Here is a 17,172-nt window from a genome sequence, read left to right as displayed (position 1 = left end):
AACAAATAATCATTTTCTCAAAAAATGTTCTGTATAAAGGCAGGTGACATCATGTGGAGAACGCACCTTTATTACAAGTAAAAAAAATGAGTAAGGCGTTTTTAAATCAACTTGTATTAAAAGAAGTGAACATTCAAGTAGAGCGCGGAGATATATACGCATTAGTTGGAGGGAATGGTGCTGGAAATCAACATTAATGAAAATATTAACGGGGTTATATTCGTATGATGATGGAGAAATATATGTAAAAGGAACGAAGCAACAGTTTTCAAATCCGTCAGAAGCACACCGAAAAGGTATGTATTTAATACCGCAAGAACCGCTCATTTTTCCGCATATGACTATTGAAGAAAATATATGTATCGGGTTAAAAGAAAAGAAAAAGAAACTAAGAGTACAGATTGAGCAATTGATTAACAGTCTAGGGTGGGATATTGACCTTAATGAACTAGGAGGATCATTATCGATTGCGCAACAACAGTTAGTAGAAATTGTGAGAGGATTAATACGAGAAGCCGAGATTCTTATTCTAGATGAGCCAACATCGACATTAACAACTCACGAAATTAAGAGTCTTTTTGTGTTGATGAAAAGTTTACAAGAAAAAGGAATAGGGATGATTTATATTACGCATCGTTTTCCAGAAATCTTTGAAATTGCCAACAAAGTAGCAATATTACGAGATGGAATGATTGTAAGTCAAGGAGATGTATGTGACTATACATATGACATGCTGATGGAGGGGCTATTGCCAAAAGGGTATAAACAGAAAGAGAAAATAGAAGTAGTTCAAGAGACCACAAGGATGAAAAAAATATTAGAAGTGATTGATATAAATGGTCACGCATTCGAAAATATTTCATTCACTGTACATGCTGGTGAGATTGTAGGTATTGCTGGCATTGTTGGATCGGGCAGAACGGAATTAGCAGAAGCGATATTTGGATTGAAAACTGTAAAAACAGGGTCTATTTTATTAGATGGGAAATCAATTGATACATGTTCTTTGCATAAAAGGCTAGACGAAGGACTAGTTTATGTGCCAGAGGATAGGGCGAGGAATGGCATTTTCTCAATTGCTTCTGTTAAAGAAAATATTGCAGCAGCAAGTTTACAGCAAAATAATCGTTTTTTTATAAATCAAGAAAAAGAAAGCGTTTTAGTTAATTCGTTTATAGAACAGTTCCGAATTGTTGTACAGGATATGAATGAAGAAATGGCATCTTTATCAGGAGGTAATCAGCAGAAGGTCGTGCTTGCAAAGTATCTCGCATGTAATCCTAAAGTTATTATTCTTGATGAGCCGACTCGTGGAATTGATGCGAAAGCAAGGCTTGAAGTGTATGAGACGATCGAAAAAATGAAAAGGGAAGGACTCGCAATTTTATTAATCTCTTCAGATGTTGAAGAAATTGTTCAATTAGTAAACCGTGTATATGTAATGAGAAATGGACGATTTGTTTCTCATATGGAAAAAGAACAACTGAGTGTGAATGAAGTTACACGCCTTGCATACGGAGGTGTAGCGGAATGAAACGCATGCTAAAAATGCACGAAACGTCTATCATAACGTTACTACTAATTTATATAGCTATTGTAGGAATGATAAATCCTAGTTTTATCCAATTTAACTCGTTATCTTTAATGGTGAAATCAAGCGTTATTTTAGTCGTGTTAGCAATTGGCCAGTCGTTCGTCTTATTTACGAAAAATATAGATGTATCAGTTGGTTCAAGCATGGGGCTAAGTGCAGTAGTTTGCGGAATGTTGTTAACTGATGGATATCATGCATCTCTGTCCATACTTGCTGCTATTATACTTGGCGCTATTCTCGGTTTTATAAATGGAATTGGTGTTGCAAAGTTTCGGGTACCGGCCATTATTATGACATTAGGCATGTTAGGAATTATTAGGGGTGCCATGTTAATTTTTACAGGCGGGAAGTGGATTGAAGATATTCCAAACGATTTTAAGCAGCTGTCATCTATCGTCATTTTTGGTTTACCTATAACTGTATGGTTCGTTCTTATTATTTTACTACTACTATACTTCTTTTTAAGGAAAGTGCCATTTGGAAGATACTTTTATGCGGTAGGTGATAATGAAGATGGCGCGAGACTTATTGGTATACCTGTTAATAAAGTGAAAATATGTGCGTTTATGATTTCAGGCATAAGTGCTGCGCTCGCTGGTTGCATATTTGTTATGAATATCGGATTCGTTCCTAATCAAACAGGAACTGGGATAGAACTACAGGTTATCGCAGCTGCTGTACTAGGGGGAGTTCATTTAAAAGGAGGAACAGGTTCTATAGTTGGAGCTGCATTAGGAGCATTCTTTTTAGAAACAATAAGCAGTTCACTCGTCTTTCTAAAAATACCAGCATTTTGGAATAATGCTATTTCAGGTTTTTTATTATTACTTATCATCATACTGGATAGTGTTATGAAAAAGTGGAAGGCAGAAAGGAGGATGAATCTATGAAGTATGTATACAGATGGGAAGGTGTTCTAATTGTATTGCTTCTTATAGAATTCATTCTCTTTAGTTTAATCAATAGTGATTTCTTAAATATTAGTAATCTCCTTTTTAGTACAAATGATTTCCTATTTATCGCAATTGCGGCGATACCAATGACTTTTGTTATTGTAACAGGAGGAATTGATGTATCGGTCGGCTCAATAATGGGTCTCACTTCGATCTTGATCGGTGTACTTTGGATGAACGGAATATCTATTTTGTTTGCTGTCATAATATCTCTAATAATTAGTTGTTTAGCAGGCGCTTTAAACGGACTTATTATAAAAATGACAGATGTAGAACCACTCGTCGTTACACTCGGCACGATGTTTTTATACGGAGGAATTGCACTCGTCATTTCAGGAGGAGCAGGTGCTTCTGGGTACGAAGGAATAAGCGGTTTACCTGACACATTTGTACAACTGGCAAACGGTAGTTTTATAGGAATACCGAATTTATTATGGCTACTGATCGTATTAACAGTTTTATGTACTGTATTATTTCACCGAACTATATACGGGCGCCATGTAAAATTAACAGGTGCGAACGAAAATACAGCAAAATACACCGGGATTAAAACGAAAAAAGTAGTCATAATCGCTTACATACTTTCCGGGTTAGGAGGTGGATTAGGGGGGACTTTCTTAACTGCCTATTTCGGTTCTGCACGTGCTGATATGGGAAGTGAAACAATTTTACCAATCATTACGGCAGTCGTATTAGGCGGGACACTTATTACAGGGGGAAAAGGAAGCATTATCGGTACTGTACTGGCGAGTATTTTCATTGGACTCATGCAGTATGGCTTGCAAATGACGGGTTTAACAAATGAACAATCCAACGTAGTAATTGGTATTATCCTTATTCTTTCAGTTATTATGAGACATTTCAAATTACATCAATTCACACTGGGGAAAAGAAAGAATTTGCATAAGGAGGAAATGTCATGAAGAGAAAACTAGGGATTGTATTCATTGTATGTATGTGTTTAATCGGTTTAATCGCCTGTTCTAGTCAAACCGCAGATAAGAAAAAAGCGGATGATGTGAAATTTGCATTTATCCCGAAATTAACAGGAGTTGGATTCTTTACATCAGGTGGTGAAGGAGCAAAAGAGATGGGAGATAAACTAGGCGTACAAGTGAAATATGATGGACCGTCTGAAGCAAGTGTATCTGGGCAAGTAAAATATATAAACAATTTCATTAACCAAAACTATGATGCACTTATGGTTTCTTCAACGTCAGTTGATGGTTTATCGCAATCACTGCAACGTGCTAAGAAAAAAGGGATGACGGTGTTAACATGGGATTCCGATGTGAATCCGAAAGATCGTTCCTTTTATATAAGCCAAGGAACACCAGACCAACTTGCTAATTTATTAATAGAAATGACTTCCAAGCAAATTGGAGATAAAGGGAAAGTAGCATTTTTTTATTCTAGCCCAACAGTAACAGATCAAAACCAATGGGTAACGAAAGCGAAAGAAATTATTAAAGAGAAATATCCGAACTGGGAAATTGTAACGACGCAGTACGGTGAAAATAATGCGCAAAAGTCTCTGTCAGTAGGGGAGAATATTTTAAAAACGTACCCTGATATTAATGCGGTCATTTGTCCAGATGCAACGGCACTTCCGGCAATGGCACAAGCAGCTGAAAATTTAAAAATGGATAAAAAGGTTGTCGTAACTGGCTTCTCTACACCAAACGTTATGCGTGATTACGTAAAACGAGGAACTGTACAACAATTCGGATTATGGGACGTAAAACAACAAGGTGCACTCGCAACGTATGTAGCAAATGAAATTGTTGTAAAAGGGAAGAAGTTAAAAGTAGGGGATAGCTTCGAAGTAAAAGGAATTGGAAAAGTGAAAGTAGAGCCAAACTCCATTCAAGGATATGATTATGAGGCAGAAGGAAACGGAATTATCGTATTGCCAGAGCGAGTTGTATTTACAAAGGATAATATTGAAAAATATAATTTCTAGTAACGAAAAAACGTCCGAATGTATCGGACGTTTTTATTTCTTCATTAATTATGAACTGTTTCTTTTTCATTTAATCCAAGGGTACGACCTGTAGAAGTGTGAAGGTCTTGGAATAATCTTGGATTTTCTGTTAATGAAATGCCGTAAGAAGGAATCATTTCTTTTATTTTTCCTTCCCATTCTACCATTCGACTTGGGAAACATTTTTCTAATACTTCAAGCATAACATGAACGGCAGTAGAAGCACCCGGTGAAGCACCTAGTAATGCTGCGATTGATCCATCAGCCGCACTAACAACTTCTGTACCGAATTGAAGTGTTCCTTTACCGCCAGCATCAGTATCTTTAATTACTTGTACACGCTGACCAGCAACTACAATATCCCAATCTTCACTTTTCGCGTTCGGAATGAATTCGCGTAATTCTTCCATACGTTTTTCGTGTGATAACATAACTTGCTGAATTAAGTATTTTGTTAGTCCCATTTCTTTTACACCAGCAGCTAACATCGTTAAGACGTTATTTGGTTTTACAGAACCAATTAAGTCAAGGTTTGAACCAGTTTTTAAGAACTTAGGAGAGAACCCTGCGAATGGTCCGAACAGTAAAGCTTTTTTGTTGTCTATATATCTCGTATCTAGATGAGGTACAGACATTGGCGGAGCGCCAACTTTAGCTTTACCGTATACTTTCGCATGATGTTGCTCTACAACTTTTTGGTTTTTACATACCATAAATAGTCCACTTACCGGGAATCCACCAATATGTTTTGATTCAGGGATACCAGTCTTTTGAAGTAGGGGTAGGCTACCGCCACCGCCGCCGATAAAGACGAATTTAGCAGTGTGATGCTCAATTTTACCACTATTCATATCGTGTACTTTCACTTCCCACAAACCATTTTTCGTGCGTTTAATGTTTTCGACACTATGTTTGTAGTTTAGCTCGACATTTTTCGTTTTTAAGTAATCAAACAACATTCGTGTTAATGCACCAAAGTTAACATCTGTTCCAGAGTCAATTTTCGTTGCCGCCATAGGCTCATTAGATGTACGACCTTCCATAATGAGTGGAAGCCATTTTTTTAATGTTTCAGGAGAATCGGAAAACTCCATTCCTTGAAACAGTGGATTTTTTGAAAGCGCTTCAAAACGGTTTTTTAGAAACTGCACATTTTTTTCACCTTGTACTAAACTCATATGAGGTAGAGGCATAATAAAATCTTGTGGATTACGAATTAATTTGCTTTTTACAAGATATGCCCAAAATTGTCTTGAAAGCTGGAATTGCTCATTCACTTTTACAGCCTTACTAATATCTATAGATCCGTCAGATTTTTCGGAAGTATAGTTCAGTTCGCATAGCGCAGAATGCCCTGTACCTGCATTATTCCATTCATTAGAGCTTTCTTCCCCGGCACTTGCGAGTTTTTCAAAAACTTTAATTTCCCATTCAGGTGCTAATTCTTTTAGTAATGAGCCTAACGTTGCACTCATAATTCCTGCACCAATTAAGATAACGTCTGTTTTTTGCTGCATGTTGCTCATGATAATCTCTCCATCCCCTATATTGGCAAAAAAGAGTAGGTGTTTACTGTGTCTAAGCCGTAAAAAGAAAACACCGCCTAGGCCCCACCTAGGTATTTACCTTTTTTGTCTCAATTGTATAACCATCTCATACTCTATTATAATAATTAATAGACTAAAATATCTAGTGTTATCTGATAATTTTAAAATATTTAACGCTTTATTTGCCAAAATTCTTATTTAACAAGCACTTTTCAGTTAATGAATAGAAAAAAATTACAGTTTGAAATTATCTCGAAAAAGCTTACGTATCCAAAAGTCGGTAGAAAGGATACCTTTTTATGGGACTTTTTTCAAAACTTATTGTATGATTATTCTGAAAGTTAAAAGGAGGGATACACATGCGTACACAAGAACAAATCGCAAACTTATTTCGAAATTTTTCAATAAAGGAATGTAAAGGGTCAAGTGACTTATATGAATATTTATCAATGAAAATTGCTGAAGATGAGGAAGTACTTACACTATCGTCCTATGCTCAGGTAGGTCAACCAGTCCCAAACTTATTATTAGGTGCAGTACATTATTTATTGTTAGCAGGGAAAGAACATCATGTAAAAACGTATTATAGTAGCTTAGTTGAACATGCTAATACGGATTTAGATCAAGCTTTTAATCATTTTAAAGATTTCTGTAAAATGTACAGAGAAGAAATGATTAATTTATTACAAACGAAACTCGTTCAAACGAATGAAGTAAGACGATGTGCGTACTTATATCCAAGTTTCAGTTACATATTTAACAAAGTGAATAAACCGTTAGCGTTAATAGAAATTGGGACAAGTTCTGGATTACAATTATTTTGGGACCAATATAGCTATTCGTACGGTACAGATGAAACATACGGAAATATAAACTCGAATGTACATGTAACTTCTGAAATAAGAGGGGAGAATGTGCCTCATTTATTAAAAGAAAGTCCACCTGTCGTAGAAAGAATTGGACTAGATTTACATGTAAACGATTTACATAGTGATGAAGATTATTTATGGCTACGTGCACTCATTTGGCCAGAACATAAAGAAAGGCTTGAACTGTTTGACAAAGCTGCATCTTTAGTAAAAAATAAATCTGTTCAATTAATAGAAGGAGACGGTGTAGAGTTATTACCATCTATTATTGAACAAATAAGTGAAGATGCTGTTATCTGCATTTTCCATACACACGTCGCCAATCAAATACCAGAACAAGTAAAACGTAAGCTGGAAAAACAAATCCAAGAAATCGGTGCAAAGCGTGATGTATTCCATCTTTATAACAACATGTGGGACCGGGACCTTCATATTGATTATTATATTAACGGAAACGAATATCGTGAAACGGTTGGAGAAACGGAAGGGCATGGGAGATGGTTTAGCTGGAAGATTGGAAATGAGACGCTTATTTAGATTAATAGGGGCACTCTACATTTAAAAGACGAGGAAATAGGTTCAAGTATTGACTAAATGACTAGGGAATAAATTTATTAGTACCATACAAAAAATGCTTCGGAGAAATCCTAAGCATTTTTTGAATTACATTCAAATTCCATAATGAATCATGTACTTGTTTTCTGCTACAGCTTGTACAATTTTTGAAGCTAATTCATTCAGCTCATCAGATTTTTTGAAGAACTTTGAAGATGTAACTGTTTCATAGAAAATTGCTAATGATTCAGGAGGGATAATTGTAATACCCCAATAAGCTAAACCATATTCCTGACTTTTTACTGTATGAAAGTAGGTTTTCATAATTGATAAATTTTGACTTAAATTACTGATAATATTATCATCAACAGAAACACAATCATATTTCTCTGGTGTATAATCGTTGTAACTTTTTTGAGAATCAAATTCTTCAATTATTCCAAAATCATGGACACATGCCATCATTATCGTCCTTTCAAATTTAATAAAATGATTTCTATTAAAGTAAAATGGTCATTCGTTTAAGTGTAATAGAAATAGTTATGTAGTTCATAAAATATCGTCGGTTCTCCTTCGGGAAGACAGTTTATTTATCGATAAACTCATCGGAAGTCCAAGTGGCGATTTCATTCCCAGGTGCAGCAACTACAAGCCATTGCTCATATTGGACACCAGCTTGCCAACATTCATAATAATCATGAAAACCATTTACAAAAATAATTTGTCCACTCTCTAATGTAACAATTAAATAAGGGCTTTCTAAGCCGAGTTGTATATCGGTAACTTTTTGTCTTCTTATCTCAAATATTCTCCCATATTCTTCTTCCTCAGAATAATCTTCAAATTCATCTTCATGTAATGGATATCTTTTTGGAGGTTTATTAAATAAACACCATTTTGATTCGATATTGATATATAATTGTCCGTCATAATCAACGGAGTCGTGAAAGTTTGTGAAATGAATCTTTATAGCGCCTGGAGAAATACCAAATTGTAATCCATCAACTTGTGATCCGATGAATAGATTTTTCAACACTTTCTCAGCGTGAATTTTATCCTCTTTATTCATTCTTGAAATCCTCCTTTTAAAAAAATATATCTTATATTCTTATTGTAATAAATAAATTTTTATGTAAAATGAACTTTTTGCAAAAAACGAGCGAATGTAGTGTGAAAGATCATGAGGGGGCTATAGTCGCTACTCAATTTTTAGCAATCGTCAGTTTGTTTTTGGCGGGAATTGCGACAACTATATAGTGTGAAGAATGGTATAAAACGTTTATAGAAAATAAGGAAACTTATAATATATAGAATTAGAAATAAGAATTTGATAGTATTAGAGTAAGGAGTTTTAATAGCAGTATATTAAGTGGTACTAATATACTGCTGCAAATGCTTCCGTAAATTTATGGAAGTATTTGATAGAATTCAAAAAAAAATAATGGAGGCTAATATGAAAAAAGTAATTGGCGCAGCAACAGCAACTGTTTTCGGACTGGGAGCATTTACTACAACTGCTACTGCAGAAACGATCGTAACAGCAGATGTACTCAACGTACGTGAAAAACCGACTACAGAATCAAAAGTGGTTGAAAAAGTAAAAAACGGGGAAGAGTTAAAAGTCATCAATACCGAAGATGGCTGGTCAAAAATTGAGTTAAATGGTAAAGAAGTATTTGTAAGCTCGGAGTTTACGAAAGATATTTACCATGTAACAGCAGATTTGTTAAATGTACGTTCTGAATCAAACACAGAATCAAAAATTCTTGGCAGACTGAAAAAAGATGATGTAATTGAATCAACGAAGCAAGTAAAAGACGGATGGCTACAATTTGAGTATAAGGGAAAAACAGCTTATGTAAATGTTTCTTTCTTATCAAATAAAGCACCAATTGAAAAAAAGGCTGACGAGAAAACGAAGCAAGTAGCGAAAGTACAAAAATCGGTGAAAGCTAAGGAAGAAGCTAAAACACAGAAGATAACAAAGGCAAAAGAAACAATAAAACCTAAGGAAGAAGTGAAAGTGCAAGAAGTAGCAAAGGCTAAGGAAGAAGTGAAAGTGCAAGAAGTAGCGAAACCTAAGGAAGAAGTGAAAGTGCAAGAAGTAGCGAAACCTAAGGAAGAAGTGAAAGTGCAAGAAGTAGCGAAACCTAAGGAAGAAGTGAAAGTGCAAGAAGTAGCGAAACCTAAGGAAGAAGTGAAAGTGCAAGAAGTAGCGAAACCTAAGGAAGAAGTGAAAGTGCAAGAAGTAGCAAAAGCTAAGGAAGAAGCGAAAGTACAGGAAATAGCAAAGGCTAAGGAAGAAGCGAAAGCGCAAGAGATAGCCAAAGCTAAAGAAGAAGCAAAAGCACAAGAGATAGCCAAAGCTAAGGAAGAAGCGAAAGCGCAAGAGATAGCCAAAGCTAAAGAAGAAGCAAAAGCACAAGAGATAGCCAAAGCTAAGGAAGAGGCGAAAGCACGAGAAATAGCAAAGGTTAAAGAAGAAGCAAAAGCACGAGAAATAGCAAAGGTTAAAGAAGAAGCAAAAGCACGAGAAATAGCCAAAGCTAAAGAAGAAGCAAAAGCGCAAGAAATAGCAAAGGCTAAGGAAGAGGCGAAAGCACGAGAAATAGCCAAAGCCAAGGAAGAGGCAAAAGCACGAGAAGCACTAAAGGCAAAAGAAGAGTCTAAAAATAACGCGCAGTCTGCTAAACGTGAATTAACGGTGGTGGCGACAGCATATACTGCTGATCCGAGTGAGAATGGTACATATGGTGGACGCGTTTTAACTGCGATGGGACATGATTTAACGGCTAATCCAAATATGAGAATTATCGCAGTAGATCCGAAAGTAATTCCATTAGGATCTAAAGTATGGGTAGAAGGTTATGGAGAAGCAATCGCTGGAGATACCGGAAGTGCAATTAAAGGTAATCGCATTGATGTATTAATGGGTTCAAAAAGTAAAGCGATGAATTGGGGAAGACAAACAGTTAAAGTGAAGATTTTATAATAAATCTAGAATATAACATAATGAAAATAAGACTGACATATTCTGTCGGTCTTATTTTCGTACCATCACATCATTAAGAATTGCATCAAATATATCTTTTTGTGTGAAGTTATCTGTAAAAATAGTTTCTCTAGTAACTTCAATTGTATCGTGCGGATTATACCATTTTTGTAGGGAATCCTCACCAAATTCATGCCGCTTTTCCCTTGTGTTATGTCGTCGAATCGTTTCTTTTAACGATAAATCAAAGTAATATGTATACGCGTTTCCTTCAAAAAAATGTATTAATTCTTTCAGCATATCACCGTATCTACGACTGTTTAAAATACCTTCTAAAATAACAAACTCACATTTCCCTTTTCCGTACTTTGTAATTTCAAATAGTAAATCGTGTGATAAATTACCGATCGTGTCGTGTACTCTAAGCATATCTCTACGTACAACATCCTGTGATACTAAAAGTGTGCCTTGTCCGAAATGTTCTTGTAGTTGCTTTGCGATTGTTGTTTTACCACTTGCGGAGTTTCCTCTAACGATGATTAATGTTGATTTTATAGGATTAGACATAATGTATTCCCCCAACGTGAATGATTATATAGAAAATTTTAACAAATTAAACGTAGAAAGTGTATAATTAATATGATGTAAATAAAAAAGGTGGGGGCGAAATGGAAGCGAATTTAAATAAGGCGCAACCAATTTGGAAACGAACATGGTTTCGCTATCTTGGGGTATTTATAATTTTACAATTGTTGTTTATTATTTGTGAAGTAACTGCATGGGCACCAAACTTTAGACCTGGCGGAGAATTCTTTAATAGAGTATTAAATTCTCAATTTTTCACAGAATGGTTCACGCCATATAAAATCCCTCATTTTAATATGTTTACAGCTTTTTTTGCGATTACATTGTTACCATACGCACTAATAGGTGCAATGAAAGATTTCACTACAAGAAAAATATAAAGAATTAAAAAGAGGTACTATATGCTATTTCAAAAAGATAATGTATCGGTTAGGTACGTAGTAGAAGAGGATGCACCAATCATTTCAAAATGGTTAACAGACCAAGAAGTACTTCAATATTACGAAGGACGAGATAACCCGCAATTAGTAGAAATGGTACTGGATCATTTTATACATAATCCAAATAGTCATGAAAAAAGATGCTTAATAGAGTTTGATGGTGTGCCGATCGGTTATATTCAAATGTATCCAGTTGATTCGGAGTGGAAAACTTTATATGGCTATGAAGCATCACAAAATGTATGGGGGATGGATCAATTTATTGGAGAACCAACTTATTGGGGAAAAGGAATTGGAACAAAATTTGTTAAGGCCGCAATTACATACATTTTGAGCGAAATAGGAGCAGAAGCAATCGCAATGGACCCGAAAGTAAATAATGAACGTGCAATAAAGTGTTATGAAAAATGTGGATTTAAAAAGGTGAAGATTTTAAAGGAACATGAACTACATGAAGGGGTATTAGAAGATTGTTGGATGATGGAATATAAATAAAAGGGAGCGGCGCGATATGAAAAAAGCATTATTAGTAATTGATGTACAAGCAGGTATGTATACAGCAGGAATGCCAGTACATAATGGGGAAAAGTTTTTAGAGACATTACAAGAGCTTATTGGGGAATGCCGTTTAAATGATATACCGGTTATTTATGTACAACATAACGGACCAAAAGATCATCCGTTAGAAAAAGGTACAGATGGCTGGAAGATCCATGTGGAAATTGCACCACAAGAAGGGGACAGTATCGTTGAAAAAACGACCCCAGATTCATTCCACAAGACGAACCTAAAAGAAGTATTGCAAGACAAGGGAATCGATCATGTTATCATTTCAGGAATGCAAACGGAGTACTGTGTGGATACGACAACGTGCAGAGCGTTTAGTGAAGGGTATAAAGTAACGTTAGTGAGCGATGCACATAGTACGTTTGATACAGAGGTGTTACGTGCTGAAGACATTGTGAAGCATCATAACGTAGTGTTTGGAGCGTTTGCTAATGTTGTTACGTTAAAAGATTTGAAAGAAACTGTCTCTAAATAAGAGGCAGTTTTTTATTAGAGGAAATCGTGTCAAATAATGTCGGTAAGTCGATATCCTTTGTTGAAACGTCGATATATTGCAATAATCGTTGATATATTTGAAAAATCGTTCATATAATTTCACGTACCATAATAAAAACACAAAAAAGAGCACCACATAATTAAAAAGGGCGCTCCTGTATCAAAATATTACTTCTTCTTATCTTTATCCAATATATTCTGTTCTTCCGCAAACTCCGTACCATATGCGAAGCGACGATTAATACGAATATTATCGTTGTGGTGCTTTGTGTGAGAGTTAGAGAAGCGATGAACGATTACTTCTGATAATGTGAAGACAATTGCGGAAAGGATGCTTCCCCATGCAATTTGCATATAGTTGTCTAATAAAATATTACCGAAAATCCATACGCTTAAATACGTTAGTAAGAAATCCGACATAATGGCACCGGTATTACCGATTCGATTTAATATGATTTTATCAACGAACATATAAGATACGATTGTAACAAAGAGACTGAACGAAATAATTTGGACGAACGTTGCTGGGAAAAATAAAGCGAGTCCGATACTAAATGCGATAATGCACGATATAAACTTGATAAGCACTACTGTGAAATCATTCAAAATTTACACCTCCGTTTTATCCATAGTTTTGCAATAAATATAGGAGTTCATACATTGTAACGAATATATTTACATAAAACTTTTTCATGTCAATTATTTGTCTAAATATTAAAAAAACAAAAGGAAAATGTTATAGTAAAATGAGAGTATATGACATTTTTAGGTAAGGGGGAATCCTCGGTGTGGATTACTTCAGAAGTAGAAATTCCAGACGAGTTAATTGATCATCTTGAAAAAGGAAAGTTAGTGCTATTTGTTGGAGCGGGAGTTTCTATGAAAGGGAAATCAAACTTACCAAATTTTGATGATTTAGTTGATGAAATTGCAAAAACGTTATATGTCGAAAAACGTGAAATTACAGAACCGCATGATTATTATCTTGGTAAAATTGCGAAAACAAAAGATGTACACCAAGTTGCAAGAGATTTAGTTCATATTGAAAAGTCAAAGCCGAATCCGCTTCATTATGCGATTCCGAGGTTGTTTCCTTTAGATACAGAAGTCCGCATTGTAACAACAAATTTTGATCGACATTTTACAACTGCGATAAAAGAAATGAATAGAGAATTAAACGTATATTACGCACCTGCGTTACCTACAGGTAGAGCGTTTAAAGGACTTGCTTACATACATGGCAATATAGAACAAGAAAAAGAAGCGTTAATTTTAACAGATGGTGATTTTGGAAGGGCTTACTTGACAGAAGGATGGGCAAGAAGGTTTTTAGTTGATTTATTCTCGAATTATACCGTTTTATTCGTTGGATATAGCCATAATGACCCAGTAATGAAATATTTAGCAACTGGTTTACCACCAAGTACAAGACGTTATGCATTTGTCGCACAAGGGGAAAATACGTACCACTGGGAGCATTTAGGAATACGGCCGATTGTATATCCGAATAAAGGTAATAATCATCAATCTCTCGTTAAAGCAGTAAAACGATGGGCGGAGTTAATGGGGGATAATTATATTACAAAACGAATGCGAATTCGTGACATAGTAACAGTACCGCCGTCAGTAGAGCAGGAACAATTATCATACATAAAACAATCTATAAAAAAAATTGAAACAGTCCGCTACTTCGTTGAATTTGCTCACGATTATGAATGGGTGGAATGGCTTGAAGCGGAAGGGAAATTACAAAATTTATTTTTAATTACATCAAACTATAATGAGGTAGATGAATTACTTGCAAAATGGTTAGTGGAACAATTTCTTTTTAGTCATCAAAAAGAATTATTTCAATTAATTTTTAAAAATCATTCTAAACTATCTCCGTTATTATGGAGAACAATTTGTAGCTACTTAAACGAAACGAAAATGAAAATGGACCCGTTGTTGTTTGCAAGGTGGACACTGCTTTTATTAGAAACAGCTGAAAAAGATAGTAAATCGATCGAAACAATTTCTTACTTACTGCAAAAATGTTCTTTTCCTGAGCATAAAGAAATCGCTTTATTGTTACTAACGTTTATTTTGGACGGCAAACTTAAGTTGAAGCGTGAAAGAAAGTGGGGAAATGATACCGGGGAATCAATAGAACTTGAGGAATCGAGTCGTTTACCCGTGTCTACATTTTCTTTTGTGGAGCAAATTTGGAATAAAAAGATGAAACCGCATATTTCCTATTATGCCGTTCCAATTATGATGATGGGAATAGAGAAGATGCGGATGTTATCACTAAGGCAAGCGGCACTGAAAAAAAGGGATAAGGAAAATGTGGAAAAAGAGTTTCAGCAAAATGATCTAGCGTTTTTAATTCAAATTGTAAAAGAATGTTTAACCTATCTATGTGAAAACGATGAGAAAAAAGCAAATTATTATATTACAGAAATGATAGAAGCAAACAGCGTACTTCAAAATCGAATTGCAATTGATGCGATGAATAAAAATGTATTTGTTAGCGCCGATGAGAAAATGAAATGGTTGTTACAGGAAGGAATTCTTTTAGACGTCACGTATAAACACGAAGTTTTTCAACTTATAAAAAATCATTACGCACTCTCTTTAGAAAAAACAAAGGAAGAAGTCATTCAAATTGTATTAAAGGACCTTGCGGAGGAAAGAGCATTTGATGTTTGTTTCGTGTTGGATTTATTATTCACTTGTGATTCGAATAGTCCATCTACGGCAAAAGGTTACGAGTTAATGAAGCAAAAACATCCTCATTTTCATTCTGAGCGATACAGTGTACAAAAGAAAGAGGCGGCAGAACAAAGTATTACTTGTAATGTGACAGCTGATGGATTATTGGAACTAAAAGACGATGAAATTATGAAGCAAGTTCAGCAATTTTCTCAAGATGGTGTTTTTGAACAACGTCATTTTTTAGAGATGTTATCGAAAGCATGTAAATTGAATACAGAATGGAGTATTTCATTTGCATATCAATTAGTTGGAATGCACGAAATAAGTAATGAAGTATGGTTTGTTTGTATTAGGGAGTGGCGAAATAACCGAGGACTGACAAATGAACAAATACAAAAAGTTATTCCTCTATTACAGAAATTCGTTAGAAATACAGCTTTTCATTGGTTAATTAGTAGCTTTCTATATGAAATTAGTAATCGATTAGAAGAGTTAGAGGAAAATAGTATACGCAATGTAAAGCGGTTTGCTTTTTCGGTATTCCCTCAAGTCATGAAAAGTGACACGGATTTTAAGCTGGCAAAACAAGATTTTTACAATGAATCGATTCAGCATCCTGTTGGGAAAATGACAGCAGTATTATTAAAACTGTTATCATATGATCATTTATACGATCGTAATGTGTATGAATATTTATTTTTGTTTGAAGAACAAGTAAGAATTAGTACAGAACGAACAAATTTTATGATAGCTCGTTTAGTAGCAGATATTACATTTCTTTATCATATTGAGAAGCAATGGTGCCGAAAATATTTGTTACCGTACTTAGAGTTAAAGAAGGAAAATGAGATTACGAAATATGCATGGGCTGGCCTATGTTACACACAAATTAATTTACCTTTATTTACAGAAATGAAGCGATTTATTAAGTATGCGGTAGAACATTTGAAAGTATTACATCCGCATACGAGGGAAGCTTTCTTAAAATGGCTCAGTTTTGTATTTATTAAATGTGTACTGTATTGGGAACAAAAAACAGACTGGTTATACCCTTTACTTATACGAGAAAATGAAGAAAATAAAATTAAATTTATGCAGTTCTTATGCTATTATGTCAAAACGTTAAGTGCAAAAGAACAACAAAAATTTTGGGCAGCTTGGCTCAGTATATTTTTGCGAGAGCGACCGAAAATGGGGGGAATCACAGCTAGAGAATATGTAATGCTTTTACGTATTATTTTATTTATGGATGAAATAGTAGAAAGAGGATTATCTATCATTTGTAAAACATTTTTGGACGTGGGTGGAAAAGGGAATCAAACGGAGTTAAAACAGTTATTTCATGAAATACTTGAGAAGACAGAGAGTATAAAAATGTATAAAGAGTTGTATGCAAACGTATTTTTCACTTTACTGCAAACGCTTCAGGAAGCTAATTTACTTGAAACGGAAATCATTCAAATAAAAGAATTATTAATTGGATATAGAGTAGAAAAATGTGTAATAAATGCAATAGATAATGAGATAATTCGCATCGGAATTGTTCTGGAGAATTTACAAGAAGAAATGTAGGGCAAAAATGTAATTTAAAAAAATATATAAAAAGTTGTTGACAGTGTTTTGAAAAGCGTTCTATAATACGAATCATACTTATTCAATTTCAAAAAACATTTGAATAAACAAAGTGCAATGAAGAGATCACAGTAGTGGTTAGTCTTACTGTAACAGAGAGCTGGTGGTTGGTGTGAACCAGTACAGAGATAATCATGAATTACAGTCTTGGAGCATCTTTTTCGTAGTAAAGATAGTATTGTCTTTATGAAGAAAAAGCGGTCAATTGATCGTTAACAGTGAAGAGAGGTAGACGGAAAGTTAGTCTACAACTAGGGTGGTA

The 17,172-nt window shown here is 34.9% G+C and carries 14 protein-coding genes, 2 pseudogenes and 1 other annotated feature (1 of these 17 only partly in view); of the genes and pseudogenes, 11 read left to right on the top strand and 5 right to left on the bottom strand.

The window, feature by feature from the left end; genetic code table 11:
* Positions 1–53: 53 nt before the first annotated feature.
* From ACTT1L_RS01240 to lsrB, 4 genes and pseudogenes are all read left to right on the top strand, one after another.
* Positions 54–1,534, top strand: a pseudogene (locus tag ACTT1L_RS01240) (sugar ABC transporter ATP-binding protein).
* On the top strand, positions 1,531–2,484 hold the full coding sequence (locus ACTT1L_RS01235) for an ABC transporter permease subunit (protein WP_442821734.1): 954 nt from the start codon (positions 1,531–1,533) through the stop codon (positions 2,482–2,484). The pseudogene ACTT1L_RS01240 and the gene ACTT1L_RS01235 overlap by 4 nt, the downstream one beginning before the upstream one ends.
* Positions 2,481–3,470: an ABC transporter permease gene (locus ACTT1L_RS01230; protein WP_140158752.1), complete on the top strand. Its 990-nt coding sequence runs from the start codon at positions 2,481–2,483 to the stop codon at positions 3,468–3,470. Before ACTT1L_RS01235 ends, ACTT1L_RS01230 begins: the two co-directional genes overlap by 4 nt.
* Complete coding sequence (lsrB, locus tag ACTT1L_RS01225; RefSeq protein ID WP_000823641.1) at positions 3,467–4,510, top strand: autoinducer 2 ABC transporter substrate-binding protein LsrB; 1,044 nt, start codon at positions 3,467–3,469, stop codon at positions 4,508–4,510. The genes ACTT1L_RS01230 and lsrB overlap by 4 nt, the downstream gene beginning before the upstream one ends.
* Positions 4,511–4,554: 44 nt before the next feature.
* Here lsrB and ACTT1L_RS01220 read toward each other — a convergent pair whose 3' ends face one another.
* Complete coding sequence (locus ACTT1L_RS01220) at positions 4,555–6,057, bottom strand: malate:quinone oxidoreductase (RefSeq protein WP_000069168.1); 1,503 nt, start codon at positions 6,055–6,057, stop codon at positions 4,555–4,557.
* 380 nt (positions 6,058–6,437) lie between these two features.
* Between ACTT1L_RS01220 and ACTT1L_RS01215 the strand changes: the two genes are divergently transcribed.
* A complete protein-coding gene (locus ACTT1L_RS01215) occupies positions 6,438–7,484 on the top strand; it encodes a DUF2332 domain-containing protein (RefSeq protein ID WP_074543297.1) in 1,047 nt (348 codons plus the stop codon).
* 132 nt (positions 7,485–7,616) lie between these two features.
* On the opposite strand, the gene ACTT1L_RS01210 is transcribed toward ACTT1L_RS01215, so the two are convergent.
* Complete coding sequence (locus ACTT1L_RS01210; RefSeq protein ID WP_086708139.1) at positions 7,617–7,964, bottom strand: short-chain dehydrogenase; 348 nt, start codon at positions 7,962–7,964, stop codon at positions 7,617–7,619.
* Between the two features lie 124 nt (positions 7,965–8,088).
* Positions 8,089–8,571: a hypothetical protein gene (locus tag ACTT1L_RS01205; protein WP_061130969.1), complete on the bottom strand. Its 483-nt coding sequence runs from the start codon at positions 8,569–8,571 to the stop codon at positions 8,089–8,091.
* 116 nt (positions 8,572–8,687) lie between these two features.
* Here ACTT1L_RS01205 and ACTT1L_RS01200 point away from each other — a divergent pair.
* Positions 8,688–8,759, top strand: a pseudogene (locus ACTT1L_RS01200) (nitroreductase); the annotation flags it as partial.
* Between the two features lie 196 nt (positions 8,760–8,955).
* Positions 8,956–10,494, top strand: a complete 1,539-nt coding sequence (gene entB, locus ACTT1L_RS01195) for a cell wall-binding protein EntB (protein WP_442821733.1) — start codon at positions 8,956–8,958, stop codon at positions 10,492–10,494.
* A gap of 51 nt (positions 10,495–10,545) precedes the next feature.
* Here the strand turns inward: entB and ACTT1L_RS01190 are convergent, their stop codons facing one another.
* The gene (locus tag ACTT1L_RS01190) at positions 10,546–11,061 is read right to left on the bottom strand and encodes a kinase (RefSeq protein WP_076874384.1); all 516 of its coding nucleotides are present in this window, start codon (positions 11,059–11,061) and stop codon (positions 10,546–10,548) included.
* Between the two features lie 101 nt (positions 11,062–11,162).
* Between ACTT1L_RS01190 and ACTT1L_RS01185 the strand changes: the two genes are divergently transcribed.
* The 3 genes from ACTT1L_RS01185 to ACTT1L_RS01175 are packed head-to-tail and all read left to right on the top strand — an operon-like array spanning position 11,163 to position 12,561.
* Positions 11,163–11,459: a YfzA family protein gene (locus ACTT1L_RS01185; protein WP_434606312.1), complete on the top strand. Its 297-nt coding sequence runs from the start codon at positions 11,163–11,165 to the stop codon at positions 11,457–11,459.
* Between the two features lie 21 nt (positions 11,460–11,480).
* The gene (locus tag ACTT1L_RS01180; RefSeq protein WP_442821732.1) at positions 11,481–12,014 is read left to right on the top strand and encodes a GNAT family N-acetyltransferase; all 534 of its coding nucleotides are present in this window, start codon (positions 11,481–11,483) and stop codon (positions 12,012–12,014) included.
* A 16-nt stretch (positions 12,015–12,030) separates the two neighbouring features.
* Positions 12,031–12,561, top strand: coding sequence for a cysteine hydrolase family protein (locus tag ACTT1L_RS01175; RefSeq protein WP_442821731.1), 531 nt, complete (start codon positions 12,031–12,033; stop codon positions 12,559–12,561).
* Positions 12,562–12,749: 188 nt separating this feature from the next.
* On the opposite strand, the gene ACTT1L_RS01170 is transcribed toward ACTT1L_RS01175, so the two are convergent.
* Entirely contained in the window at positions 12,750–13,187 is a 438-nt protein-coding gene (locus tag ACTT1L_RS01170; RefSeq protein WP_000997701.1) for a YndM family protein, read from the bottom strand.
* A gap of 150 nt (positions 13,188–13,337) precedes the next feature.
* Between ACTT1L_RS01170 and ACTT1L_RS01165 the strand changes: the two genes are divergently transcribed.
* Positions 13,338–16,850, top strand: a complete 3,513-nt coding sequence (locus ACTT1L_RS01165; protein WP_076872089.1) for a DUF4020 domain-containing protein — start codon at positions 13,338–13,340, stop codon at positions 16,848–16,850.
* 108 nt (positions 16,851–16,958) lie between these two features.
* Positions 16,959–17,172 (top strand) — a binding site (T-box leader); it runs 23 nt beyond the window's last position.

Source organism: Bacillus sp. FH (assembly GCF_052216825.1).
Classification (GTDB): domain Bacteria; phylum Bacillota; class Bacilli; order Bacillales; family Bacillaceae_G; genus Bacillus_A; species Bacillus_A paranthracis.
Note: the sequence above shows the minus strand (reverse complement) of the source record. Positions and strands in the feature narration are given on the sequence as shown.